Annotated in this window: 23 protein-coding genes; 15 read left to right on the top strand and 8 right to left on the bottom strand. The window is 38.1% G+C overall.

Annotation, left to right across the window (positions count from 1 at the left end; genetic code table 11):
• Positions 1-156 precede the first annotated feature (156 nt).
• The 4 genes from HMPREF1128_RS06330 to HMPREF1128_RS06315 all read left to right on the top strand — a co-directional run bounded on the left by HMPREF1128_RS06330 (position 157) and on the right by HMPREF1128_RS06315 (position 5,715).
• Positions 157-1,797, top strand: a complete 1,641-nt coding sequence (locus HMPREF1128_RS06330; RefSeq protein ID WP_007524893.1) for an ABC1 kinase family protein — start codon at positions 157-159, stop codon at positions 1,795-1,797.
• Positions 1,798-2,051: 254 nt separating this feature from the next.
• The gene (locus tag HMPREF1128_RS06325) at positions 2,052-3,332 is read left to right on the top strand and encodes an ATP-binding protein (protein ID WP_007525375.1); all 1,281 of its coding nucleotides are present in this window, start codon (positions 2,052-2,054) and stop codon (positions 3,330-3,332) included.
• Positions 3,333-3,358: 26 nt separating this feature from the next.
• Entirely contained in the window at positions 3,359-5,167 is a 1,809-nt protein-coding gene (locus tag HMPREF1128_RS06320; protein WP_007525353.1) for an ATP-dependent nuclease, read from the top strand.
• A 188-nt stretch (positions 5,168-5,355) separates the two neighbouring features.
• Positions 5,356-5,715, top strand: coding sequence for an MmcQ/YjbR family DNA-binding protein (locus HMPREF1128_RS06315; protein WP_007524152.1), 360 nt, complete (start codon positions 5,356-5,358; stop codon positions 5,713-5,715).
• A gap of 93 nt (positions 5,716-5,808) precedes the next feature.
• Here the strand turns inward: HMPREF1128_RS06315 and HMPREF1128_RS06310 are convergent, their stop codons facing one another.
• A complete protein-coding gene (locus HMPREF1128_RS06310) occupies positions 5,809-6,522 on the bottom strand; it encodes a UTRA domain-containing protein (RefSeq protein ID WP_007524341.1) in 714 nt (237 codons plus the stop codon).
• A gap of 193 nt (positions 6,523-6,715) precedes the next feature.
• Between HMPREF1128_RS06310 and malQ the strand changes: the two genes are divergently transcribed.
• From malQ to HMPREF1128_RS06290, 4 genes are read left to right on the top strand one after another with little or no spacing between them, the layout of a single operon-like run.
• A complete protein-coding gene (gene malQ / locus HMPREF1128_RS06305; protein ID WP_007524529.1) occupies positions 6,716-8,236 on the top strand; it encodes a 4-alpha-glucanotransferase in 1,521 nt (506 codons plus the stop codon).
• Positions 8,223-10,490: a glycogen/starch/alpha-glucan family phosphorylase gene (gene glgP / locus HMPREF1128_RS06300; protein WP_035530205.1), complete on the top strand. Its 2,268-nt coding sequence runs from the start codon at positions 8,223-8,225 to the stop codon at positions 10,488-10,490. Before malQ ends, glgP begins: the two co-directional genes overlap by 14 nt.
• Positions 10,491-10,499: 9 nt before the next feature.
• Entirely contained in the window at positions 10,500-11,291 is a 792-nt protein-coding gene (locus HMPREF1128_RS06295) for an endonuclease/exonuclease/phosphatase family protein (protein ID WP_007524906.1), read from the top strand.
• Positions 11,292-11,301: 10 nt separating this feature from the next.
• Positions 11,302-12,966, top strand: coding sequence for a PTS transporter subunit IIBC (locus tag HMPREF1128_RS06290; protein ID WP_007525162.1), 1,665 nt, complete (start codon positions 11,302-11,304; stop codon positions 12,964-12,966).
• 102 nt (positions 12,967-13,068) lie between these two features.
• Here the strand turns inward: HMPREF1128_RS06290 and HMPREF1128_RS06285 are convergent, their stop codons facing one another.
• The 3 genes from HMPREF1128_RS06285 to serB form a co-directional block, all read right to left on the bottom strand.
• Entirely contained in the window at positions 13,069-13,251 is a 183-nt protein-coding gene (locus HMPREF1128_RS06285; protein ID WP_007524948.1) for a DUF5363 domain-containing protein, read from the bottom strand.
• Between the two features lie 83 nt (positions 13,252-13,334).
• Complete coding sequence (locus tag HMPREF1128_RS06280) at positions 13,335-13,826, bottom strand: YajQ family cyclic di-GMP-binding protein (RefSeq protein ID WP_007525308.1); 492 nt, start codon at positions 13,824-13,826, stop codon at positions 13,335-13,337.
• Positions 13,827-13,837: 11 nt separating this feature from the next.
• Complete coding sequence (gene serB / locus HMPREF1128_RS06275) at positions 13,838-14,701, bottom strand: phosphoserine phosphatase SerB (protein WP_007524889.1); 864 nt, start codon at positions 14,699-14,701, stop codon at positions 13,838-13,840.
• A gap of 66 nt (positions 14,702-14,767) precedes the next feature.
• Between serB and HMPREF1128_RS06270 the strand changes: the two genes are divergently transcribed.
• From HMPREF1128_RS06270 to HMPREF1128_RS06260, 3 genes are all read left to right on the top strand, one after another.
• On the top strand, positions 14,768-15,418 hold the full coding sequence (locus HMPREF1128_RS06270) for a YtjB family periplasmic protein (protein WP_007524666.1): 651 nt from the start codon (positions 14,768-14,770) through the stop codon (positions 15,416-15,418).
• Positions 15,419-15,491: 73 nt separating this feature from the next.
• Complete coding sequence (gene infA / locus HMPREF1128_RS06265; RefSeq protein ID WP_005598198.1) at positions 15,492-15,710, top strand: translation initiation factor IF-1; 219 nt, start codon at positions 15,492-15,494, stop codon at positions 15,708-15,710.
• 100 nt (positions 15,711-15,810) lie between these two features.
• A complete protein-coding gene (locus tag HMPREF1128_RS06260; RefSeq protein ID WP_007523974.1) occupies positions 15,811-16,614 on the top strand; it encodes a class I SAM-dependent methyltransferase in 804 nt (267 codons plus the stop codon).
• A gap of 76 nt (positions 16,615-16,690) precedes the next feature.
• On the opposite strand, the gene HMPREF1128_RS06255 is transcribed toward HMPREF1128_RS06260, so the two are convergent.
• The 3 genes from HMPREF1128_RS06255 to parE all read right to left on the bottom strand — a co-directional run bounded on the left by HMPREF1128_RS06255 (position 16,691) and on the right by parE (position 21,761).
• Positions 16,691-18,088, bottom strand: a complete 1,398-nt coding sequence (locus HMPREF1128_RS06255) for an SLC13 family permease (RefSeq protein ID WP_007524248.1) — start codon at positions 18,086-18,088, stop codon at positions 16,691-16,693.
• A 209-nt stretch (positions 18,089-18,297) separates the two neighbouring features.
• Positions 18,298-19,689 (bottom strand): DASS family sodium-coupled anion symporter, encoded by a 1,392-nt coding sequence (locus HMPREF1128_RS06250; protein WP_007524469.1) that lies wholly within the window; start codon positions 19,687-19,689, stop codon positions 18,298-18,300.
• Positions 19,690-19,856: 167 nt separating this feature from the next.
• Positions 19,857-21,761: a DNA topoisomerase IV subunit B gene (gene parE / locus HMPREF1128_RS06245; RefSeq protein WP_007524452.1), complete on the bottom strand. Its 1,905-nt coding sequence runs from the start codon at positions 21,759-21,761 to the stop codon at positions 19,857-19,859.
• Positions 21,762-22,053: 292 nt separating this feature from the next.
• Between parE and pnuC the strand changes: the two genes are divergently transcribed.
• Positions 22,054-22,749, top strand: coding sequence for a nicotinamide riboside transporter PnuC (gene pnuC / locus HMPREF1128_RS06240; protein WP_007525188.1), 696 nt, complete (start codon positions 22,054-22,056; stop codon positions 22,747-22,749).
• Between the two features lie 87 nt (positions 22,750-22,836).
• Here pnuC and purD read toward each other — a convergent pair whose 3' ends face one another.
• A complete protein-coding gene (gene purD / locus HMPREF1128_RS06235; RefSeq protein ID WP_007524662.1) occupies positions 22,837-24,123 on the bottom strand; it encodes a phosphoribosylamine--glycine ligase in 1,287 nt (428 codons plus the stop codon).
• A gap of 256 nt (positions 24,124-24,379) precedes the next feature.
• Between purD and rpsF the strand changes: the two genes are divergently transcribed.
• Genes rpsF through rpsR form a run of 3 tightly spaced genes read left to right on the top strand, consistent with a single transcriptional unit; the run spans position 24,380 to position 25,299 of the window.
• On the top strand, positions 24,380-24,745 hold the full coding sequence (rpsF, locus tag HMPREF1128_RS06230) for a 30S ribosomal protein S6 (RefSeq protein WP_007524025.1): 366 nt from the start codon (positions 24,380-24,382) through the stop codon (positions 24,743-24,745).
• A 1-nt stretch (position 24,746) separates the two neighbouring features.
• Positions 24,747-25,094 carry a primosomal replication protein N gene (gene priB, locus HMPREF1128_RS06225; protein ID WP_007525400.1) on the top strand — a complete coding sequence of 116 codons (348 nt, stop codon included), beginning with the start codon at positions 24,747-24,749 and terminating at the stop codon, positions 25,092-25,094.
• A complete protein-coding gene (gene rpsR, locus HMPREF1128_RS06220; RefSeq protein ID WP_007524510.1) occupies positions 25,069-25,299 on the top strand; it encodes a 30S ribosomal protein S18 in 231 nt (76 codons plus the stop codon). The genes priB and rpsR overlap by 26 nt, the downstream gene beginning before the upstream one ends.
• The last annotated feature ends 8 nt before the right edge of the window (positions 25,300-25,307 follow it).

Genomic DNA, 25,307 nt, shown 5'->3' with positions numbered 1-25,307 from the left:
AATTGTAGAGATCCAATTGAAAAATGGATAAACTGAAATCATCAGCAATTTTCGAAAATCTTCAGTTAGAGATGTAAAAGACCTGTCTCAATTTAGTCGCAAATCAACCTTATTTTAAACACTCGCTAAATAGCATGCACAAAGAGGAAAGTTACAATGGCCATTTTTAACAAATTTCAACGTACCAAGCAGGTTGCAGAAATCTTATTACGTTATGGTTTAGATGAGTTTTTTGAACGCAGTAATTTAGAGAAGTGGTTACCGGAATCCCTTTCAAATAAGTTAGCCAATGAATCAAGTGGAAGCGTGTCTGTATATGAACGTATCCGTCGAGCGATGGAAGAGCTGGGCACAACTTACGTTAAATTAGGGCAGATGTTAAGTGATCGCCGTGATTTGCTACCAGTTGAAATGATTACTGAACTACAAAAATTGCAAGATAAAGTAGAAGTTCAGCCCATTGATATTGCAGAGAAATTTCAGCGTGAATTAGGCATAGATATTCATGAACATTTCGAAATGCTTGCTTCAGAGCCTATGGCATCAGCTTCTATCGGTCAAGTATTCAAAGGGCGGTTGAAAAACGGACAAGATGTTGCGGTAAAAATCAAACGAGAAGGCATTGATGAGGTCATTAAGGCAGATTTACTTATCTTACAAGATCTCGTGAATTTTCTAGAACAACGCAACGACATTATTTCTAACCTTCAACCTAAAGCGTTATTAAATACCTTCAAAGAATCCATTACAACAGAACTCTCCCTTGAAAGTGAGCGTCGTAGCATTGAGCGTTTTGCTAATAATTTTAAGCAAGATTCACGTATTTTAGTCCCACAAACCTATTCGAATTTATCAAACAATAACATTCTTTGTATGGATTTTGTGTATGGCTCAAAAGTGACCAATAAAGCACAGATTGAACAACAAGGTTTACTGGCTAAAGATGTTGCTTTACTTGGATTAGATCTCTATATGAAACAAGTATTTGAGTTTGGCTTCTTTCATGCTGATCCCCACCCTGGCAACATTCTATTAACGCCTGACGGGCAGATTGCTTTTATTGACTTGGGGGCAATGGGCAAACTCAGTCCTAAAGAACGCGAATTACTTGGAAATTGTTTGTACTATGCCTCTCAAAAAAATGTGCGAAAAATCATCGAGACCATTAAGCAGCTTGCTGTCAGTTATAATGTGCCGAATGAAAAAACGCTAGAAAATGATCTTTCTGAGATTTTCATGCTCCTCACTGAAAGCAATTTGGCAGGGTTAGATATCAGTGAATTGATGAATCGTTTTACCAAAATTATGAGCGAAAATAGCATTATTATGCCTGAGGGCGTTTATTTGCTAGCAAAAGGTTTTGCCCAGATTGAGGGAATCGGGCGTTATCTCTATCCTGAATTAGATATTGCAGCCGTACTTAAACCTTATGTTACACAAATGCTCAAGAAACGATTTTCACCTAAACGCGTGATTAGTGAAAATTTCGAAAAAATTGCTGACAGCTACAACAACTGGCTTTCGCTTCCGGAAGAAGTCAAAATTTTCTTACAAAAAATCAGCAATAAGGAAATTCGTCTTGAACATGAAATCCACGGATTAGAGCATTTTCGTAAGACTGTCGAACGAGTGGGCATTATGTTGATTATTGCTGCACTCATTATTGCAGCGTCTATTTTATCGTTGAACGAAAATCTCCCTCAGCTCAATGGTATACCAATACCAAGCTTGATTTGCGGTGCGATTGCATTAGTACTGGCGGTCTTTTTATTGATTAAGCGAATAGATAAGAATTAATGTAATGAGAATAATACAAGCGGTCGAATTTTTAAGATGATTTGCAAAAACACCTCAACATTTGACCGCTTTTTGGCATGAAAAGGCCGTCTGAAATTTCAGACGGCTTTTTCATTATCTTAAATTCAATTTAAAAAATGCAAAAATCAATCATTTTTTCATTTGAAAAAATGTAAATATATAAACTCATATCATTAGAAAAAGTGTATTCATCACTGTATAATTAGCCTATATCCGTCGTTTTGGAGGGCATTATGCAGCGTAAAATCATACAATCCTTAGAAAATTGGAAACACAAAACAAACCGCAAACCGTTGATTATTCAAGGAGCAAGACAGGTAGGAAAAACCTGGGCGATGAAACACTTTGGCGAGCAATCCTTTGAAAAAGTGGCGTATATCAACTTTGATAATAACCCTCGCATGAAAACGCTATTTTCTGGCGACTATGATATTGATCGCTTGATACTCGGTTTGAAAATTGAAAGCGGTGTCGATATTCAAGCAGAAAACACCCTGATTATTTTTGATGAAATACAAGAAGTCCCGCAGGCATTATCTTCACTCAAATATTTTTACGAAAATGCACCTCAATTTTATATTGTCGCGGCTGGCTCATTGCTTGGGGTATCACTACATCATCAAGTCTCTTTTCCTGTCGGCAAAGTGGACTTTTTACCACTCTATCCCATGGATTTTCACGAATTTTTAACCGCACTTGGCAAACAAGATTTGGTGAAATTGCTTGAGCTGAAAGACTGGTCGCTAATTTCCGCCATGAAAACCACCTATATTGATTTACTCCGTTTATATTATTTTGTTGGCGGTATGCCTGAAGCGGTAAAAGTATTTATCGAAACACAAAATGTCGATGAAGTGCGTCAAGTACAACGTAATTTATTGATGGCGTATGAACAAGATTTTTCCAAACATATTCACGATGGTCAAACCGTGCAAAAAGTGCGGTCAATTTGGGCTTCCATTCCAGAGCAACTTGCCAAAGAAAATAAAAAATTTATCTATGCTCAGCTACAAAAAGGGGCGAGAAGCAAAGACTATGAAATTGCTTTGCAATGGCTAAAAGACAGCGGCTTAGTACATAGCGTGCCTCGAGTGAAGAAACCACATTTACCACTTTCCGCTTATCAAGATAACGCCTTTAAATTGTATGGGTTAGATGTCGGGCTACTTGCCGCACAAAGCAATTTGGATGCCAGCGTACTGCTAGAAGGTAGCCGTATTTTCACTGAATTTAAAGGAGCTTTAACCGAACAATATGTCTTGCAACAATTGATTGCCACGCAAGAAAACCCTGTTTTTTATTGGGCAACTGAAAAAGGTACGGCAGAGGTCGATTTTATTCTGCAACGTAAGCAATCCGTTATCCCGATTGAGGTCAAAGCAGAAGAAAATTTAAAAGCAAAAAGTTTGAAAGTGTATGTAGAACAATTTCAGCCAGCGCAAGCTATTCGTTTTTCCATGGCGGATTATCGGGAACAGGATTGGCTAGTGAATGTGCCGTTGTATGTTTTTTAATATGTTAATTAATAAGGAACTAAATTATGGAATTCCCATTATCTATTACAGCTAATATCAATAGCCATGAAGGTAATTTTTCTAGAGAAATTGAACTAAGATCGTCATTAACATTTATTGTCGGGCCAAATGGTTCAGGAAAAACTCATTTATTAAAGGGATTAAAAGGAAGTTTTAATAGTTACACTAATAAAAAAGTTCGTTTTATTTCTGCTGGGCGTTTAGGTCCTTTGGAAAAATATCGCTCCAATTATGATCAATATGATCGCTCTGGTGATGCAGATAGAGCTATTCATGGTAGTAAATATGATTCTGAATATCGCCATAAAATAGAAACTATTAATGGAGATTTACATACGCTGTCAGTTCGCACTGATATCTTAATCAAGGTAAGAGAACGTTTACAAAAATTGTTTAAACGAAATATTGAAATTGATTGGGATGCTGGAGAGTTAAAAGTGTCATTTGCTAGACTAGATGACTGTAATTCATATTACTCCTCTGGGCGTGAAGCATCTGGGTTACTACATCTTGTTGGGATTTTATCTGCACTATACGATGATGAAGTCGGGGTTTTACTTATTGATGAGCCTGAAGTTTCATTACACCCACAATTACAAGCCTTTCTACTTAAAGAAATTACACGTGTTGCGGGAATCCCTGGTAAAGATGGCTATAAAAAAATAATTGTGATGGCAACACACTCAACGGAAATGATCAAGATTTCGAAAACAGATGATTTGTTATCTTTTATTTTTTGTAATGATTTAAAAGAGGAGCCTATTCAAATTCCTCAAAATGCAGGGGAGTTAAAAAATGGAAAATTAAGAACTCTTATTACTCGATTAGGACAAGAACACAAATTAGCCTTATTCTCTAGAACACCACTTTTAGTCGAAGGCCCATCTGATGTTATTGTCTGCAATGCGCTTTCAGATAAATTAGATTTAAATCTCGAAGCAGCAGGTTCACAGATTCTGCCGATTAATGGCAAGGAAGCTATGCCTGAAACAGTTAAGTTATTTAGATTAATGGGTAAAACACCAACAGTTTTAGTTGATGCAGATGCTTTTGCAGATAGTTTGGATCTAGTTCGTGCTTATTTTCATAATGAACAAATACGGAATACTGCAGATAGATTAGTGAGTAAAAAAGGCCATTCAAGTATTTTAGATTTTGCCAAGGATATTTATGATGACTTCTGTTTATTAGTTCAAAATAACTGGGATGATATTGCTAATATAGCTCAGAATCATTCATATTTTACCTTATCAGAAAATGAATCCTTGAATAAAAAACGTTCAGCTTTATGTGCAGTATTCAATGAACAAAATTCAAAAGGGGCTTGGAGTATGTTGAAAAATAGACTCTGTGTATTATTTGATATTTTTGAAGAAACAGGATTGTTTATTTTGAGAAAAGGAGCTCTTGAATCCTATTATCATGATAATAATGCAATTACAGATAAAGTTGAGGATGCAGTTATTGAAAGTGAATATATTTTATCTTCATCAGACGAGCTTGAAAGCACATACCAAGATATTCTGAAGTGCTTGAAATATGCGTCAGATAGTGAATCTATTGATGAATCAAGAGCAATTCGAGACGAGCTTTTATCCTTTGTTTCCCCAATTCATGCCCATTATGCAGAAGGGGAAGAAAATTTGAATACATTAGGAAGACAGTCATCAATATTTCATCATCGAATTAATGAAGAAGGAAAACTAGAAGTATCTATAACTAGCAAAGTGCTAGATGTAACAGGCTTTCCTATTATCTTGAATAAATATGATGATGTACGAAAGGTTATTAATAATAAGTTAGGAATTGAATAAATTGAATGGATCTTTAGACGGGTTAAGACTTCAAGCGGTCAATTTTTGAAGAGCATTTGCAAAAATACTGGAGAATTTGACCGCTTTTAGAAATGGAAAAGGTAGTTTGAGATTTTAGTTTCAAGCTGCCTTTCTTTTTATTATTCTAAGAATAATAATAACCGAAATCCTCATTCAAGGAGTAAACCATGCGCCAAGCACAACAAGTCTTTGATTATGCGGCGAATCAATATGCGACGCAGCCGGAATATCTTTGGGCAAAACATCCAGAATATGCCGTTTTGCGTCATGGCAATGCTAAAAGGAAATGGTATGCGCTTATTGGTAAAATCAGTAAAACCAAGCTTGGTTTAAAAGAAGAAGGAGAGGCTAATTTTATCAATCTCAAATGTCCACCCGATATGGTAAGCATCTTACAGCAATCGCCTAATTTCTTACCCGCCTACCATATGAACAAAACCCATTGGCTGACAATAGTGTTAGATCATGGCGTAGAAACGGAAGAAATTTTTAAGTTATTAGATTGGAGTTATGATTTGACGAAGTAGCGTTTCACAAATTATTTCTGCTCGTTTGTTCTTTACAAACCAAATAAAAATCCTCACTTTCAGTGAAAGAGAGGATTACTTTTATCTTCTGACTTATATATGTCGTTTCGCAGTTGATGCAAAGGTAATTTTGTCTGGGCGGTAGCTAATGCTACCGTATTGGAATAGTTGCCCATCTGCTAAATAAGTGGTGCTCGTTACATTGACAACCATGTCATACTCACCAAGATCCATCGCATTTTTTTCTTCTTCATTTGCATAGCGAAACACAATTTTACGTTGTGAGTGGCTAATTTTTAGTTTTAATTCGCTTTCTAAATAGTGATAAATAGAGTGTTCTGCGATTTCTCGGCTAATAAAAGGCACGATGCGGCGATCAAAATAAGAAACCTCATATTCAACGGCTTCGCCATCAATTTCACGCAGACGAGCAATGCGGTAGAAATCAATTTGATCATTGACGTTAAAGATATCCATCAATTCTTCTTCGCCTTGCACAATATATAAGCTAGTTAATGTGGTTTTTACTTGATGGGTTGAGGCACTATTTAATTCGCTGACGGTTTTAATTTCAGAAAGCATTTGTGGTTTAGATAAGTCATGTTCTAAAACAATCGAATTTCTGCCTTGCTGCTTTTGAATATAGCCATCAATTTCAAGTAAAGAAAGTGCTTTACGGATAGTATCTTTAGAGAAACCATAGCTTTGCATGAGTTCATTTTCGCTTGGAAGCTCTTGTAAAGGTGCTAAATTACCATTGTTAATTTGGCTCTTTATCTCGTTATAGATCTGCTTATACTTGCTCATTTTTTATCCTTTTATTCTCCGCCGTTCCATTAAAATAGCCATAGCATACCATAAAACCCACAATGTTATACGTAAAAAATGTGATATAAGTCACACTTTTACGAAAATGTTTTAGCTTTTACGTATAAGTTGTTGCATAAAAATACATTTAGGTTAGAATGAGCCAAAATGATAACTTCCTAGAGGAAATATTATGCTTACTCGTTCAAGTGGTGTTCTCATGAACATTACCTCGCTACCAAATGCATTCGGTATTGGTAGTTTTGGGCAATCAGCTTATGATTTTGTCGATTTTTTAGTTGAAACTAAACAAACTTATTGGCAAATTCTTCCACTTACCACCACCAGTTATGGTGATTCTCCTTATCAATCTTTCTCTGCAATTGCAGGCAATACCCACCTTATTGATTTTGACTTATTAACCCAAATGGGTCTGTTGAAAGAAGCGGATTATGCATCAGTCAATTTTGGTGATGATCCAACTAACGTGGATTATGAACGCGTTTTCTATGCGCGCCGTCCGATTTTAGAAACAGCCGTGAAAAATTTTTTAGCGAATCAAGCATTCCAAGCGGATTTCCAAAATTTTGAAAAAAACAACCGCTTGTGGTTAGACGATTTTGCTGAATTTATGGCAATTAAAGAGCATTTTGGTAATCAAGCATTACAAAAATGGGATGATAAAAAAGTTGTGGCTCGTGATCCAAGTGCATTGGAAAAATATCGCAGCATGCTGGTGGAGCAAATTCACTACTTTAAAGTGACGCAATATTTCTTCTTCAAACAATGGACTGAATTAAAAAATTACGCAAATCAAAAAGGCATTCAGATCATCGGTGATATGCCGATTTATGTGGCGGCAGATAGCGTAGAGGTTTGGACAAAACCAGAACTCTTCCAATTAGATGAAGAACGCAATCCACTTGTTGTTGCAGGGGTTCCAGCGGATCAATTCAGTGCAACAGGACAACTTTGGGGCAATCCGCTTTACGCTTGGGAAGAACATAAAAAACAAGGCTACGCTTGGTGGATTCACCGCATTGAAGAAAGCTTCAAGATTTATGATGTACTGCGTATCGACCATTTCAAAGGTTTCTCTGATTATTGGCAGGTAGATGGAAAAGCAGAGGTGGCTAAAGATGGTAGCTGGCAGCCAGGCCCTGGTTATGACTTATTTAAAGCCGTTAAAGAGCAACTAGGCGATTTACCGATTATTGCCGAAGATTTAGGTAATATTGATGACAAAGCCAGAAAGTTGCTTGCAGACTGTAACTATCCTGGCATGAAGATTCTGCAATTTGGCTTTGAAGATGTTAGCGGAGAAAGCTTAGATAGCCCGCATTATTGCATCCCGCACTCTATTGTTTATACCGGCACACATGATAATGATGTGACTAATGGTTGGTATAACAGCCTGACTGAACAACAGCAGCAATATATCAATGATTATACACACCGCCGTGAGGATGAATCGATTTGCCAAGCGATGATTCGTCAGCTTTTTGCAACGGTTAGCAATACTGCGATTGCCACAATGCAAGATGTTTTAGATTTGCCAGCCAGTTCAAGAATGAACGTTCCTTCAACAATTGGTGGAAACTGGCAATGGAGAATGCAGCAATCTGATTTAACGCAAGATAAAAAAGACTTTTTAGCAAAAATGACCACGTTATATCAACGTGCGAATCAGGAAAAACATAATGATGAAATTTAGTACATTTGTAAAAAACGAAACCAATAAATCGCTTGAACAATTAAGCGATAAAGAAACTTATATTCAATTATTAAATTACGTAAAAACACTCTCAGTAGATAAACCTAAAAACACAGGTAAACGTAAGGTTTATTATATTTCTGCAGAATTCTTAATTGGTAAATTACTTTCTAATAACCTGATTAACCTTGGTGTGTATCAAGATATCAAAACAGAATTAGAAAGTGCGGGTAAATCATTAAGCCATATTGAAGATATTGAACCAGAACCGTCTTTAGGTAATGGTGGCTTAGGGCGCTTGGCTTCTTGCTTTATTGATTCAATGTCTACGCTTGGCTTAAATGCGGAAGGGGTAGGTTTAAATTATCATTATGGTTTGTTCAAACAAGTCTTTAAAAAGAATGAACAACATGCTGAACCTAATGACTGGATTGAAGATAGCTCTTGGCTAATTCCAACCGATATTAGCTATGAGGTGCCATTTAAGAAATTTACGTTAACCTCTAAACTAGATCGCATTGATATTTTAGGTTATAAGAAAGAAACAAAAAACTATCTCAATTTATTTGATATTCAATCAGTAAATTCTAAATTGATTAAAAATGGAATTGAGTTTGATAAAACCGCGATTGAAGAAAATCTGACTTTATTCCTTTACCCAGATGATTCAGATAAAAACGGGGAATTATTACGTATTTATCAACAATACTTCATGGTATCAAATGCAGCACAATTATTAATTGATGAAGCGATTGAGCGCGGAAGTAATTTACATGATTTAGCTGATTATGCGTATGTACAGATCAATGATACTCACCCTTCAATGGTGATTCCTGAATTAATTCGTTTATTAACGGAAAAACATCAGATTAAATTTGCAGAAGCGGTTGAAATTGTACGTAATATGGTGGGCTATACCAACCATACCATTTTGGCTGAAGCATTAGAAAAATGGCCGCTAGATTATTTAGATGAAGTGGTGCCGCATTTAGTAGTGATCATTAAAAAATTAGATGAATTAGTGCGTGCAGAATATCAAGATCCTGCAGTACAAATTATTGATAAACAAAAACGTGTGCATATGGCGCATATGGATATTCACTTTTCAAATTCTGTAAATGGTGTGGCGGCATTACATACGGAGATTTTGAAAAATTCAGAGCTTAAAGCGTTCTATGCGTTATATCCTGAAAAATTCAACAATAAGACAAACGGCATTACCTTCCGTCGTTGGTTAGAATTTTCTAACCAACCATTAGCCGCTTACATTAAAGAATTGATTGGTGATGAGTATTTGCATGATGCAACCAAATTAGAAAAATTGTTAGCCTTTAAAGATGATAAAAAGGTTCATCAACAATTAGCGAAAATTAAGTTTGAAAACAAATTGGCATTAAAAACCTACCTTAAAGAAAATAAAGGTATTGAGTTAGATGAAAATTCTATCATTGATACGCAAATTAAGCGTTTCCATGAATATAAACGCCAACAGATGAATGCGCTTTATGTTATTCACAAATACTTAGAAATTAAAGCAGGTAAATTACCAAAACGTAAGATTACCGTGATTTTTGGCGGAAAAGCCGCTCCCGCTTATGTGATTGCTCAGGATATTATTCACTTAATTCTTTGTTTATCTGAGTTAATCAATAATGATCCTGAAGTGAACAAGTATTTAAACGTCCATTTAGTGGAAAACTATAATGTGAGCATGGCGGAAAAACTCATTCCAGCAACTGATATTTCAGAACAAATTTCACTTGCCTCTAAAGAAGCTTCTGGTACAGGTAATATGAAATTTATGCTGAATGGGGCATTAACGTTAGGCACAATGGACGGCGCCAATGTTGAGATTGCAGAATTAGCCGGTGCTGAAAATATCTATACATTCGGTAAAGATTCAGAAAGCATTATTAAACTTTATGAAACAGCAGGTTATGTTTCAAAAGAGTATTATGAAAACGACAAAGATATTAAAAGAGCGGTCGATTTTATTCTGAATCCTGCAGTAGTGAAATTAGGCAATAAAACACGTTTAGAACGTCTTTATAATGAATTATTGAATAAAGACTGGTTTATGACGTTAATTGACTTTAATGCTTATGTTGAAGCGAAAGAACAAATCTTAGCCGATTATGAAGATCAAGATAGTTGGAATGAGAAGGTCGTTCAAAATATCGCAAAAGCGGGCTTTTTCTCATCTGACCGCACGATCGCTCAATATAATGCAGACATTTGGCATTGTGAGGGCTAAGGGGAAGCAATGAAACTACTTACCCTGAATGTACACGCTTGGTTAGAAGCTAACCAAGCGGAAAAAATAGAGGTTCTTGCTGAGACTATTGTGGAAAAGGGTTATGATATCATTGCCTTACAAGAGGTTAATCAATTGATGTCGGCTTCTGCTATTTCGCCAACGTTAAAGCAAGATAACTATGGTGTCATTCTGTTAAATAAAATCAATCAACGCGTTGCACAGAAATACTCGCTTTTTTGGAGCAATTCGCATATTGGTTACGATAAATATGATGAAGGTATTGCGTTTCTAACACGTTTGCCCGTTTATGATGTTGATGCGTTTTATTGTAGCCAACATCAACGTCTTGACTCGATTCTCTCGCGTAAAATCATTGGTTTGACGGTGGAATATCAAGGTCAGTTAATTGAATGCTATTCTTGCCACATCAATTTGCCAAATTGTGATGGGGAAAACCAACTCGATAATGTTCGTTATATTGTAGAGCGGAGTCAAAGTGCGAATCTGAAAATCTTGATGGGCGATTTCAATACCGATGCAATAAGCGACCAACAAGCTTACCAACGAATTAAATCCTTAGGCTTATTTGATACGTTTGAAATGGCAGAGCAGAAGGATAGCGGTATCACTGTGGAGAAGGCGATTGATGGCTGGAAAGGCCATAGTCAAGAAAAGCGGTTAGATTATATTTTTTTAAACCAAGCAAAAAGGGTTTTATACAGTCAGGTTATTTTTAATGGCAAAAATAAACCGATTGTTTCCGACCATTTTGGCGTAGAAGTAGATCTCATCTTGTAGGAGAATTAATATGAAAAAAATGCTCAGTTTTGAGTTTTGGCAAAAATTCGGTAAGTGCCTAATGGTTGTAATTGCCGTGATGCCAGCTGCGGGTTTAATGGTGAGTATTGGTAACTCACTGCCTTTGATTAGCGATGCTGAATGGCTAGCACGTGTCGGAAACATTATCGCCCAAATTGGTTGGGGGATTATTGGTAACCTTCATTTATTATTTGCATTAGCGATTGGTGGTAGCTGGGCAAATGAGCGTGCAGGTGGCGCATTTGCAGCGGGTCTGGCTTTCATTTTAATTAACTTAATTACCGGTAACTTTTTCGGTGTGAAGCTTGAAATGCTAGCCGATCCAAATGCTCACGTAAGTACCGTATTTGCAGGAGAAATTCCCGTTGCACATTACTTTGTGAATGTACTTGGACAACCAGCGTTAAATATGGGCGTGTTCGTTGGTATTATCGCGGGTTTTGTGGGGGCTACAACTTTCAACCGCTACTACAATTTCCGTAAATTACCTGAAGTACTGACATTCTTTAATGGTAAACGTTTCGTTCCTTTCGTCGTGATTTATCGTTCCGTATTAGTGGCGATTATCTTATCGCTATTCTGGCCTTTAGTTCAAACCGGTATTAACCACTTTGGTCAATGGATTGCAAACTCACAAAGTTCAGCACCAGTTTTGGCACCATTTATTTACGGTACTTTAGAGCGTCTATTGCTTCCATTTGGTTTACACCATATGTTGACTATTCCAATGAACTACACTTCATTAGGTGGTACTTATGAATTCTTAACCGGTGCACAACAAGGCAAACAAGTCTTTGGTCAAGACCCACTATGGCTTGCATGGATTTCTGACTTAATTAACCTGAAAGATGCGGGTAATGTAACCCAATATAACGAGCTACTTTCAACAGTAACACCAGCTCGATTCAAAGTAGGGCAAATGATTGGTTCAAGCGGTATCTTAATGGGCTTGACTCTTGCGATGTATATCAACGTAGATGCAGACAAGAAAAAAATCTATAAAGGGATTTTCCTTTCATCAGCACTTGCGGTGTTCTTAACAGGCGTAACCGAGCCAATTGAATATATGTTTATGTTTGTCGCATTACCGCTTTATATTGTTTATGCTTTAGTACAAGGTTGTGCTTTTGCCATGGCAGATATTGTGGACTTACGTGTGCATTCATTCGGTAACATTGAGTTCTTAACACGTACACCAATGGCGATTAAAGCCGGCATCGGTATGGATGTGATCAACTTTATTTGGGTATCTATCCTATTTGCCGTTGCCATGTTCTTTATCGCAAACTTTATGATTAAGAAATTTAACCTTGCCACAGCAGGCCGTAATGGTAACTATGATGCAAAAGGTTCAGATGAAACTTCTAGCGATGAACCAAAAGTGGCGAATGCTAGCACGCAAGTTATCCAAATCATCAACTTACTTGGTGGGCGTAATAACATTGCAGATGTTGATGCTTGTATGACACGTTTGCGTATCACCGTGCATAATCCAGATTTAGTCGGTGATGAAGCAAGCTGGAAACAAGCGGGCGCAATGGGCTTTATCGTGAAAGGTTCTGGTATCCAAGCGATTTATGGGCCAAAAGCAGATGTCTTAAAATCAGATATTCAAGACGTGCTTTCATCTGGTGTTGAAATTCCTAAAATGTAATTTGAACTAGAAAAGCATCAAAAATAAAACGGAAGCCTCTGTAATTCGGCTTCCGTTTTTGTTTATAAAAAGCATTTTTTAAGCGAAAAAGAAAAGTGCTTGTTAGTCTTGTTTATTTTTCTGCTCTAAAGTTGATTCGTTATCTTGTTTTTCATCACGCTCAGGATCAAATTTAACAACAGGCACACAACCACGGCACGCGCCGCGATTCACGCCAAGTTCTTCACAGAATTGATCGTATTTTTCTAAGGCTTTTTTAAACCAGCTTTTATTTTCATTGCTCATTATTGTCTCCTTTTTTGTTTATGCAAGCGGTCGGATTTTGTGGATTTTTTGCAAAATGTTGGCAAAATCAGACCGCTTGTGAGCTAGTCGCGGAAGTTGTTAAATTGGAACGGTTGACCTAGTTCCGCGCTTTTAACTAATTGAATTGCTGCTTGTAAGTCATCGCGTGATTTACCTGTTACACGCACTTGCTCACCTTGAATTTGGGTTTGTACTTTTAATTTGGCATCTTTAATCAGTTTCGTGATTTTCTTCGCCATTTCTGTTTCAATCCCTTGCTTGAGCTTAATCTCTTTAGAATAAAGTTTTCCATGGTGTTCAGATTCACTTGGAATATCTAATGAGCTATGCTCAATGCCACGTTTAACGCATGAGCCGATTAAAATTTCGATCAGTTGTTCAAGTTGGAAGTCTGATTCGGTAGTGATTTTAATGGTTTCGTTTTTTTCATTAAGTTCGATGACAGCTTCCACACCACGGAAATCGTAGCGAGTGGTTAATACACGGTTCGCATTTTCTACTGCGTTGCGAACTTCGTGTAGCGTGATTTCAGAAACGATATCAAAAGATGGCATAGGTTCCTCCTTTAAGCATTGAATAAATCGTTTGCATTAAGCAATACGCATAATGCAGTTAAGTCTGCAAAGTTTATCACAAATTTAGCTTGTTCTTGTACTTTTGGTTTGGCGTGTAGTGCTACGCCAAGTGCGGCATCCTGGATCATCAATAAGTCATTAGCCCCATCGCCAATGGCAACAGTTTGTTGTTCACTGATTACATATTGCGATTTGAGTTGGGCTAAGGTATTGGCTTTATATTGCGCATCGACCACTTTACCCAATACATTTCCTGTTAGTTTGCCATCAATAATTTCTAGTTGGTTGGCTGCGGCGAAATCAAGCTGATAGCGTTCTTTAAGATAATCCGCAAAATAATCGAATCCGCCTGATGCAATTGCCAACTTCCAGTGATGTTGTTTGAGCACGCGAATCATCTCTTCAAAGCCATCCATAAGCGGTAGATTTTCTCGCACGATTTGCAAAATACGCTCTGGTGCATCTTTGAGTGTGCCGACACGTTTGCGTAGGCTTTGCTCAAAATCTAGCTCACCACGCATAGCGCTAGCGGTAATTGCTGAAACTACTTCGCCTGTTCCTGCTAATTTGGCAATTTCATCAATACACTCAATTTTGATCGCAGTGGAATCCATATCCATCACTAATAGCCCAGGTTGGCTTAAACGCGCGACAATATCAAGATCGGCAATGTCAGCTTGATATTCTGCAGCCAGTGCGCGCAAAGTACGAGCGGGTTGTTCACTATTGAAAAAGGCAAGTTGATAGCCTAAATAGTCTGTTCGTTTAATGAGTTGAGCATGACTCTTTTGTGCAAATTGTGTGCATTGGTCGTCATTAAGTTGGCGAGCGTAAAGCAAGACGGTGTTTGACATAACGTTCTCTTTTTATAGATAATGATGCCAAATTATCTATTATCAGTTCGGTATTCGCAATTCTTTATGTACCTTTCCCGTGAAAAATTGATAAAAGTACTGTTAGTGCTGTTTATTTTGGGGCTTTGTGTCGCAGTGGTTGGGGTAATCCTCAATGGCGTGAAACAGTTTAGAATCGGCTCTCAGCTCTCTAGTATGAGCCAAGTATCAAGTTTATCGCATGTGTTGGTTCGTCAGCAGGCAAATTTGTTTGCATTGATGTTAGCCAAAAATACGAAAACAGAGGAGCTTAATGCGGCATTAGATAGCTTTGCGCAAGAAGATTTTATTTTGGATGCAAATCTCTATTCGCCTTCAGGTCAGTTAATAGCACAAAGTCAAAATGCCTTGGAGCTGAAACAGAGTTTACTGAATTCTGATACCCAACAAATTGTAGAACCGGTGTTAGTGAAATCTGAATTGGCAGGCTTTTTACGTGTAACTTTTGATTCGCAATATATTAAAAATACGAATGATAAAATCGGGGCAATGTTTCGCCAACTTTATGGTGAATTGATTATTCTGGTTTTAGTCGGCGGGTTATTTGTGAGTGTCGTCTATTATTTGTTCCCAAGACGGAAAATTGTCATTCATACACCTGTTCGCCAAACAGTAGAGTCAAACCAAGGCCAAGCGCAACGCTTTCATCGTCGCCGTCGGTTGTATAATCGGAAATGATTGTAATTTAGTCGCATCCGAGTATAATATCCCCCGTTTTTTAAAACTTATTGATAGACTTATAGAGGCATAAATGGCTAAAGAAGATTGCATTGAAATGCAAGGCACAATTTTAGAAACCTTACCTAACACCATGTTTCGTGTGGAATTAGAAAATGGTCATGTGGTAACTGCGCACATTTCAGGAAAAATGCGTAAAAACTATATTCGTATTTTAACTGGCGATAAAGTGACAGTAGAAATGACCCCATACGATTTAAGTAAAGCACGCATTATTTTCCGTGCTCGTTAATCCAGAAGGTTTGGTTATCGAAAATGACAAAACAAGGCGCATTATCTAATGCGCCTTGTTTTTTATCTGGCATAGTATAAAAAAGAAAAAGGAGAATGAGATGACAATTCAACAAATTGATTTTAACGAGCTTTATCAGGCACATTTAAGAGCCTGCAATCACTTTAATTTGCCCGCAACTAAATGGGATAAAAAAGCTGCGAAGATGGCTGAAAATTTAGTGGGAAAGCCAAGCCGTTATAATCAAACATTGTTAGAAAAAATAGCGATTGGTAAAGATGAAAGTGTATTGGATATTGGGTGTGGGCCGGGTACCTTTGCGCTGCCACTTGCGCAACAATGTCGTGCCGTATATGCATTAGATTACAGTGAAGGAATGCTGGCTCAGCTTAGCAAATTCCAGCAACAGATGAATTTATCGAATATTACACCGTTGCACTATTCATGGACAGATGATTGGGCTGAGGTGCCAGCAGTAGATGTTGTGTTAGCTTCACGTTCTACTTTAGTCGATGATCTTGATAATATGATTGAGAAACTTTGTACTAAAGCTAAAAAACGTGTTTATCTGACTTCTGTGACGCAACCTCATTTTTTAGATGAAGCCATTTTTGAGGCTATTGGGCGAGATGATTGCGGTTTTCCAACCTATATTTATTTGGTAAATAGACTGTATCAAAAAGGCATTTTAGCGAATGTGAATTTTATTGAATCAGATTCAGGGCGATTTTTAGGTGAGAGTTTTGAAGATTTACTCGCTTCAGTCGAGTTTTCTTTAGGGGCATTAACGGAAGAAGAGAAAGAGAAATTGGCTGCCTTTTATCAAGCCAAAATGGAAAAAGGTGAGCCGATTAAACATGGCCAAACAAAATGGGCATTAATTTGGTGGGAAGTAAGTGCTTAACAAGCGGTCACATTTTCAAAATTTTTTGCAAAAAGAGGGCAGCTTTAAAGCTGCCTTCTGTTCTTTATTTCCTAAACTATTTTAACCAAACAAAATAGCCAACTAATGAAAGTGCAATGATGCATACTAAGCTGATTTTATAAGAGCGAAGCATATCCCGTTGGGTCACAATACCAGTACTAAATGCAATGGCGTTTGGTGGTGTACCAACCGGCATCATAAAGGCACAAGATGCCCCGAAACCAATAATCAATGCAAAAGCGCGAGGATCAATTTGAAGTGATTGCGCAATAGAGATGAAGATTGGCACTAACAATGCTGCACTAGCGGTATTAGAAGTAAATTCGGTTAAGACACAGATAAAAGCAGCAATAATTAAGCAAATAATGTAGTAGTGTTTACCTTCGATCAGTTCTACGATGCCTTCTGCCATAATTTTGCTTGCACCAGTGTGGCTAAGCACATAGCTAAGTGTGAGACCACCACCGAATAAAAATAATACACCCCATTCAGTGCCTTCTTGTAATTGTTTCCAAGTGGTTACGCGAGTTGCACAAAGTGCTAAGGCTGCAATCATTGCAACAAGGCTATCAAAGCTACCTATTTTTTCTTTTAAACCGAGTAAAGGTGAGATGAAGTTATTAACTTGGTCGCCAAAAACCCAGCACAGGGCAATGACTAAAAAGATGCCTAATGTGGTAATACGTTTGCGATCAAGCTGGATATTTTCTGCTACATATTCAAAGCTTGAATTAAATTTCGGGCGGAAGTTGAAATAAAGTACAGCTAAAGTTGCTGGTAATAATAAGACAACCATTGGTAGGCCATAATAAAGCCATTCTGCAAAGCCAATACCTAATTGAGAGGCGGCAATCGCATTCGGAGGGCTGCCAACTAATGTGCCCATTCCACCTAAACCTGCGCTATATGCAATACCTAAGATGACAAAAGCAAAGGTGTTGTGGTCTTTTTCTTTATCTAGGTTACTTAATAAACCGAGTGAGAGCGGTAACATCATTGCAGCTGTTGCCGTATTACTCATCCACATTGAAAGCACGGCAGTAACAAGAAAGAGATAAAGCACGGCAACAAATAGATTACCTTTGGCAAGCACCATGATTTTATTAGCAATCAGTTTATCAATTTTTTGAATATGCAATGCAGTTGCAAGCGCAAAGCCCCCAAAGAAGAGGAAAATGGTGGGATCAGCAAAAGCAACCAATGCTCGTTTAGAATCAACTAAGCCTAATAAAATAGACAGTACGGGAATAAAAAGGGCGGTAATAGTAACGTGTAAAGCTTCTGTGAGCCAAAGTACGGCAACAAATGCAAGTAGCGCTAAGGCTTTATTCGGTGCAGGGTCGAAAGGTAAAAAAGCTAATAATGTGAAAAATAAAATCACATCAAAAATAAAAATTATCGTGTTGCGATAATTTTTAGCTTGTTGAGTGTTGTCGTGTATTTGCTCAGACATAATCATCCTTAGGTATATTAGAGGATTTTTACTATAACAAAAAATCACGCAGAGGAAATATCAGATAGTGTAAAGTATGAACAGAAATACATTTTTTGTACAATTTTTATCAAGATTCTTGCTTTAGATCAAACATCCCTTGCTCGATATGATAAGTATCATCAAGCAAGGGATGTTCAAGCGGTTAAATTTGCGAAGAATTTTGCAAATTAGTCTAGCCAGAAGAGATAGCCGATAGTTGCAATCACAAGAATACAGATAATGTTTAGCCAGAAACCTGCTTTAACCATTTCGGTTTGTTTAATTTCACCGGTACCAAATACGATTGCATTCGGTGGTGTTGCAACTGGTAACATAAAGGCACAAGATGCGCCTAAACCGATAATCAATGCTAAACCTAACGGTGGCATATTAAGCGCTTGGGCAATCGAAATAAAGATTGGCACTAATAATGCAGCACTTGCAGTGTTAGATGTAAACTCGGTTAAGAAGATGATGAAGGTTGCGACAATTAAGCCAATCACATAGAAGTGACCACCTTCAATTAAGCTTACAATACCATCAGCCATGATTTTGCTTGCACCAGTTTGTCCAAGTACTTCGCTTAAGGTTAAGCCACCACCGAATAGGAATAACACGCCCCATTCAGTACCTTCTTGTACTTGTTGCCAAGATGCCACGCGGGTAATACAAACGACTGCTGCAGCAGTTAATGCGACGATACTATCGAAGCTACCGATTTTGCCAGAAATACCTAATAATTCAGAAATCCATGGATTAAGTTGAGAGCTGAATACCCAGAATAATGCTGTGAATAAGAAAATAACTAAAGTTAATACACGTTGGCGGTTAAGCTCAATTTTTTCAAATTGTTGATCAAAGGTGATATTAAATTTCGGTTTAAAGACGACATAAAGTGTGCCTACCATCAATGGCATCAAAATAAGCATAATAGGTAAACCGTATTTCATCCAATCAGCAAATGTAAGGTGTAATTGTGATGCCACGATAGCATTTGGAGGACTCCCTACAAGGGTTCCCATTCCACCGATACTTGCGCTATAAGCAATCCCTAATAGTACAAAAACATAGGTGTTATGATGTGCGTCGCGATCTAATTTACTTAAAATCCCCATTGCTAAAGGTAACATCATTGCCGCAGTTGCAGTGTTACTCATCCACATTGAAAGAAATGCAGTTACACCGAATAAATAGAGCACGGCAACAGATAATTTGCCTTTAGAAAGTGCCATAATTTTGTTGGCAATGAGTCTATCTAATTTTTGAATATGCAATGCAGTAGCCAGCGCAAATCCCCCGAAGAAGAGGAAAATGGTTGGATCAGCAAAAGCAATAAGCGCTTGTTTGGATTTCACTAATCCCAATCCAATTGCCAATAATGGAATTAGAAGGGCAGTCACAGTTACATGTAGTGCTTCGGTGAGCCAGAGCACTGCAACAAAAACCAATAAAGCAAGCCCTTTATTGGCTTCAGGTGTAAAAGGTAAAACTTTTAATAAGATAAAAAAGATAACAACATCAGCAATAAAAATGAGGTTATTGCGAAAATTTGAGTTGTTAGTTGGTGCATTAGTTGTCATAAGAGCCTCCCACAAAAATAAGCTCAATGGCAATATACTGCGTAAATCAGGGAATCTAAATAAGAATGTTATAAATTTGTGACAAGATTCACAAAATTTTTAAAAATTCGTGAGATTTATTCAAAACAAAATAAGAAAAGGCAAGATTATTCATCTTGCCTCTATGATTAGCCATTTACATCGGCTTCATTGCCACGTTCTTGTAACCATTTTTTACGATCTTCAGAACGTTTTTTCACTAACATCATATCCATAATTTCAAAGGTTGAAGGTGTTTGCTCATCGCCTTCATCTAACGTCAGTTGAACTAAGCGGCGCGTACTTGGATCCATGGTCGTTTCACGTAGTTGGCTTGGATTCATTTCGCCCAACCCTTTAAAGCGTTGTACATTTAGTTTGGCTTTTTTGCTTGCCAAACGGTGTAAAATAGCTTCTTTTTCCGCTTCATCTAAAGCATAGTGGACTTGGTCTTTACCCACATCAATGCGATAAAGAGGCGGCATTGCAACATAAACGTGCCCATCTTTTACTAATTGTGGGAAGTGGCGTAAAAAGAGTGCACATAGTAAGGTGGCAATATGTAAACCGTCAGAGTCGGCATCAGCAAGAATACAAATTTTACCGTAGCGAAGCTCTTCTAAATTATCACTATCTGGATCAATACCAATTGCAATCGCAATATCATGCACTTCTTGTGAAGCTAAGACTTGATCAGAAGAAACCTCCCAAGTATTTAGGATTTTCCCGCGTAGTGGCAAAATCGCTTGGAATTCTTTATCTCTCGCTTGTTTAGCAGAACCACCTGCAGAGTCTCCTTCCACTAAGAAAAGCTCAGTTCGAGTTAAATCTTGTGAAAGACAATCTGCTAATTTACCTGGTAATGCTGGGCCACTTACCAGTTTTTTACGTACCACTTTTTTCGCAGCACGTAAGCGACTTTGCGCTGAGCTAATCGCCATATCAGCTAAAGTTTTACCAATCTGAACATTTTGATTAAGCCATAAGCTAAAGGCATCTTTAATCACGCTATCAACATAGCTTGAAGCTTGGCGGGAAGATAAGCGCTCTTTGGTTTGACCAGCAAATTGTGGCTCTTGAATTTTTAAAGAAAGCACATAAGCACAGCGATTCCACACATCTTCTGCGGTTAATTTCACCCCTTTCGGGAGTAAATTATGAATATCACAGAACTCTACCATGGCTTTAAATAAACCATTTCGCAAGCCGTTTACATGGGTGCCACCTTGTGAAGTTGGAATTAAGTTGACATAACTTTCTGATAATAATTCTCCGCCTTCAGGTAACCAAGTTAACGTCCAACTTACCGCTTCAGTTTCGCCGACAACATCGCCAATAAAGGGTGGGTTAGGGAGTGATTCAGACTCTTTTAACGCTTCAGAAAGGTAGTCAGATAATCCATCTTCGTAGTACCAAGTTTCTTCATTATTGTTGATATGATCGATAAAACGAATCGTCAATTTTGGACATAATACCGCTTTAGCGCGTAATAAATGACGCAGACGGCTTACCGAGAAACGTGGGCTATCAAAGTATTTTGGATTTGGGTAAAAACGGACGGTAGTTCCAGTTTGTTTTTTCGGGCAGCTGCCAATAACAGTGAGTTCTTCCACTTTTACACCATTTTCAAAGGCGATTGCATAGATTTCTCCATGGCGTTTAATTTTGATTTCAACGCGTTGTGAAAGTGCATTTACGACAGAAATCCCTACGCCATGTAAGCCGCCAGAGAAAGTATAGTTTTTATTTGAGAATTTACCGCCAGCGTGCAGTTTGGTTAAGATCAGCTCCACCCCTGAAATTTTTTCAGTAGAGTGAATATCAACCGGCATGCCTCGCCCGTTATCAATCACTTCTAATGAATTATCGGCATGTAAAATTACATCAATATGAGAGGCATAGCCAGAGAGGGCTTCGTCCACGCTATTATCAATAACTTCTTGTCCGAGGTGGTTAGGACGGGTGGTATCGGTATACATACCAGGGCGCAGTTGAACAGGCTCAAGATCTTTTAAAACGGTGATTTCATCTGCACCATATCGTTTGTCAGACATGCAAAATTCTCAATATTAGTCATGGAAATAAGGACAGGATTCTAAAAAATTTTAGTATAAATGGCAAGCAATCAGGCGCTTGGCGAGCACAAGCGGGTAGATTCTGCAAAAAATTTGCAAAATTCAACCGCTTGTTTTTTTATGCTGAATTAGGATTAAATTCATATTGTAAAGCAAATGCGTTTTTTTAGGTTTTTCAGGCGGATTATCATTAAATATGTAGTTTATGCTTTACATTTTTGGCGGATAAAGCGTAGAATAGCCAAGAATTAACTACATTCTGGAGGAATGAATGAATAAACAAGCACTTTCAGATTTTATCCGTCAAGAGCTGTCTGGTTGGAAACCGTTCGAAGTTTTACTATTGGTTTTTTGTGTTGGCGCGCAACTTTGGTTGCTGATACAAACTTCAGCCCCCTTGTTAGATGCGATTTCTGGTATTACCGGTACAATTTGTGTGGTGTTAGTCAGTAAAGGGAAGATTAGTAACTATTTCTTCGGTTTGATCTTTGCTTATACTTATTTCTATGTGGCTTGGCACCAAAATTATATTGGGGAAATGAATAGCGTACTTTATATTTATTTACCGGCACAATTTATTGGCTATTTCTTATGGAAAGCCAATATGCAAAAAGATAATGCGGGCAGTGAAGAAGTTGTTGCTAAAGCACTGGATTTTAAAGGTTGGGCAATATTGTTAGTGAGCCTTACAGTATTTACCTTATTATTTATTGAAGCATTAAAAGCAGCAGGCGGAAGCTCAACTTCATTAGATGGAGTTACAACCATTACCACTTGTGCTGCACAATTGTTGATGATTTTGCGTTATCGTGAGCAGTGGTTGTTGTGGATTGTGCTGAATGTGTTATCAATCTTATTATGGTGGGAAGAGAATCCTTCGATGAGAGTGATGTACATTGCCTATTTAGTGAATTCTATTTACGGTTTCTATAACTGGACTAAGCTTCAAAAACAATTGAAAGCATAAAAATTAAAATAAACAAGCGGTCATTTTTCTCATTGGTTTTGCAAATAGCAAAAAAATGAAGAAAAATGACCGCTTACGTTTAGGGGATTAGGCTTTTTCGCGGGCAATCGCACGATAGCCAATATCACGACGATAAAAACGTCCAGTCCATTGAATTTGTTCTGCAAGCGCAAGTGCAGATTGTTGCGCTTCAAAAACCGAATTACCTAATGCGGTTGCACATAACACGCGCCCGCCATTGGTAAATAATTTCCCCGCTTTTTCTTCTACGCCAGCTAAGAACACTTTTTGATTTGCGCTTGGCGTTTGTGGAATACCTGAAATTTCATCATGCTTACGATAATCACCAGGATAGCCTTCTGCTGCGAGTACAATGCCTAATGCAGCTTGTTCTACCCAAGTTGATTTAACGCTATCAAGTTTTTCATCGCATGCAGCTAAGCAAAGTTCAACTAAGTCAGATGCTAATCGCATCATAATCGGTTGGGTTTCCGGATCGCCGAATCGGCAGTTGAATTCAATCACTTTGGGTTGTCCGTTTGGCATAATCATTAAGCCTGCATAAAGGAAACCGGTATAAGGATTACCTTCTGATGCCATGCCATTCACCGTTGGGTAGATAATTTCATCCATCACGCGTTGATGAATTTCAGCGGTGACTACAGGTGCAGGGGAGTAAGCGCCCATGCCACCAGTATTTAACCCTTTATCACCTTCGCCTACACGCTTGTGGTCTTGACTGGTTGCCATCGGTTCAACGTGTTTTCCATCGACCATCACGATAAAGCTGGCTTCTTCACCATCTAAAAATTCCTCAATGACAACACGGCTACCCGCATCGCCAAAGGCATTTCCTGACAGCATATCTTTAACCGCTTCTTCAGCTTCTGCTAGAGTCATCGCAACGATAACCCCTTTACCTGCCGCTAAACCATCCGCCTTAATCACAATTGGCGCACCTTTTTCTTTTAAGTAGGCTAAAGCTGGCTCAACTTCAGTAAAGTTTTGATATTCAGCGGTTGGAATTTGGTGGCGAGCAAGGAAATCTTTAGTAAACGCTTTTGAACCTTCTAATTGGGCGGCAGCTTGAGTTGGGCCAAAAATTTTTAATCCATTGGCACGGAAAGCATCAACCACACCTATAACTAATGGCGCTTCAGGCCCAACAATGGTTAAGTCGATTTGGTTGGCTTTTGCAAATTCAACTAATGCGGGTACGTCAGTGGCGGAAATAGCGACATTTTCAACCCCGTTTTCTTGTGCCGTTCCTGCATTTCCTGGCGCAACGAAAACTTTGTCTACAAGAGGAGATTGGCGGACTTTCCACGCTAAAGCATGCTCTCGACCACCATTGCCAATAATTAAAATATTCATTTGAATTTCCTTGAAATAAGCTTAAGCAAACGATTGCGTAAGTCTACTATATTTCTATAAAAACACCTAGCAAAGATTCATTTGTAAATCTTTTTCCAAATTTGACCGCTTGTCTGCAATTATGGTTAAAAAATAACTTGCGAAATGTCGGATAGTCTGTATAATTTGCGCGTTCAGTCACATTTGTTTTTAATCCTTGCTTCCACAAGCTGGTGACTGGCTAACGTTGGAGGCTGCTAACCCGTAAGGATAGTCAATGCGTCACTACGAAATCGTTTTTATGGTTCATCCGGACCAAAGCGAACAAGTACCAGCAATGATTGAGCGTTACACAGCATCTGTTAAAGAAGCTGGCGGTCAAGTTCATCGCTTAGAAGATTGGGGTCGTCGTCAATTAGCATACCCAATCAACAAACTTCACAAAGCACACTATGTGTTATTGAATGTAGAAGCACCACAAAGTGTAATCGATGAGTTAGAAACTAACTTCCGTTACAACGATGCCGTTCTTCGTAGCTTAGTTGTTCATACTAAAACTGCAGTAACTGAAGCTTCACCTATGGTGAAAGCTAAAGAAAGCAAAGCTGCTGAAGCAGTTGTAGTAGAAGAAGCAGGCGAGTAATTTGCCGATTGAAAATCGTTTAATTCTGAGCGGTACAGTTTGCTCAGTAGTTAAACAAAGCCAAAGCCCGCTAGGTATTCCAAGTTATAAATTTTGGATTGAACATCGTTCAACACAAATTGAAGTAAATTTAGAACGTCAGGCGTGGTGTAAAATCCAAGTGATTTTAAATGGCAATCAATTTAGTTTAATAACCCAACAAATAAAGCTCGGCAGTAAAGTGAGCGTTAGTGGATTTCTCCACACTCACAAAGATTATCATGGTTTGAACCAGTTAGTTTTACACGCCGAACATATTGAATTTATAGATCAGGAGAAGCCAAATGGCACGTTATTTCCGTCGTCGTAAGTTCTGCCGTTTCACCGCGGAAAATGTTGTTGAAATCGATTACAAAGATATCGCTACATTAAAGAACTACATTTCTGAAAACGGCAAGATTGTTCCTAGCCGTATTACTGGTACTCGTGCGAAGTACCAACGCCAATTAGCACGCGCAATCAAACGCGCTCGTTACTTAGCGTTATTACCTTATTCTGATACACACAATCACTAATAAGAAGA

The organism is Haemophilus sputorum HK 2154 (assembly GCF_000287615.1).
GTDB classification, from domain to species: domain Bacteria; phylum Pseudomonadota; class Gammaproteobacteria; order Enterobacterales; family Pasteurellaceae; genus Haemophilus_A; species Haemophilus_A sputorum.
The sequence above is the reverse complement of the archived record's forward strand: the minus strand, read 5'-3'. Positions and strand labels throughout refer to the sequence as shown.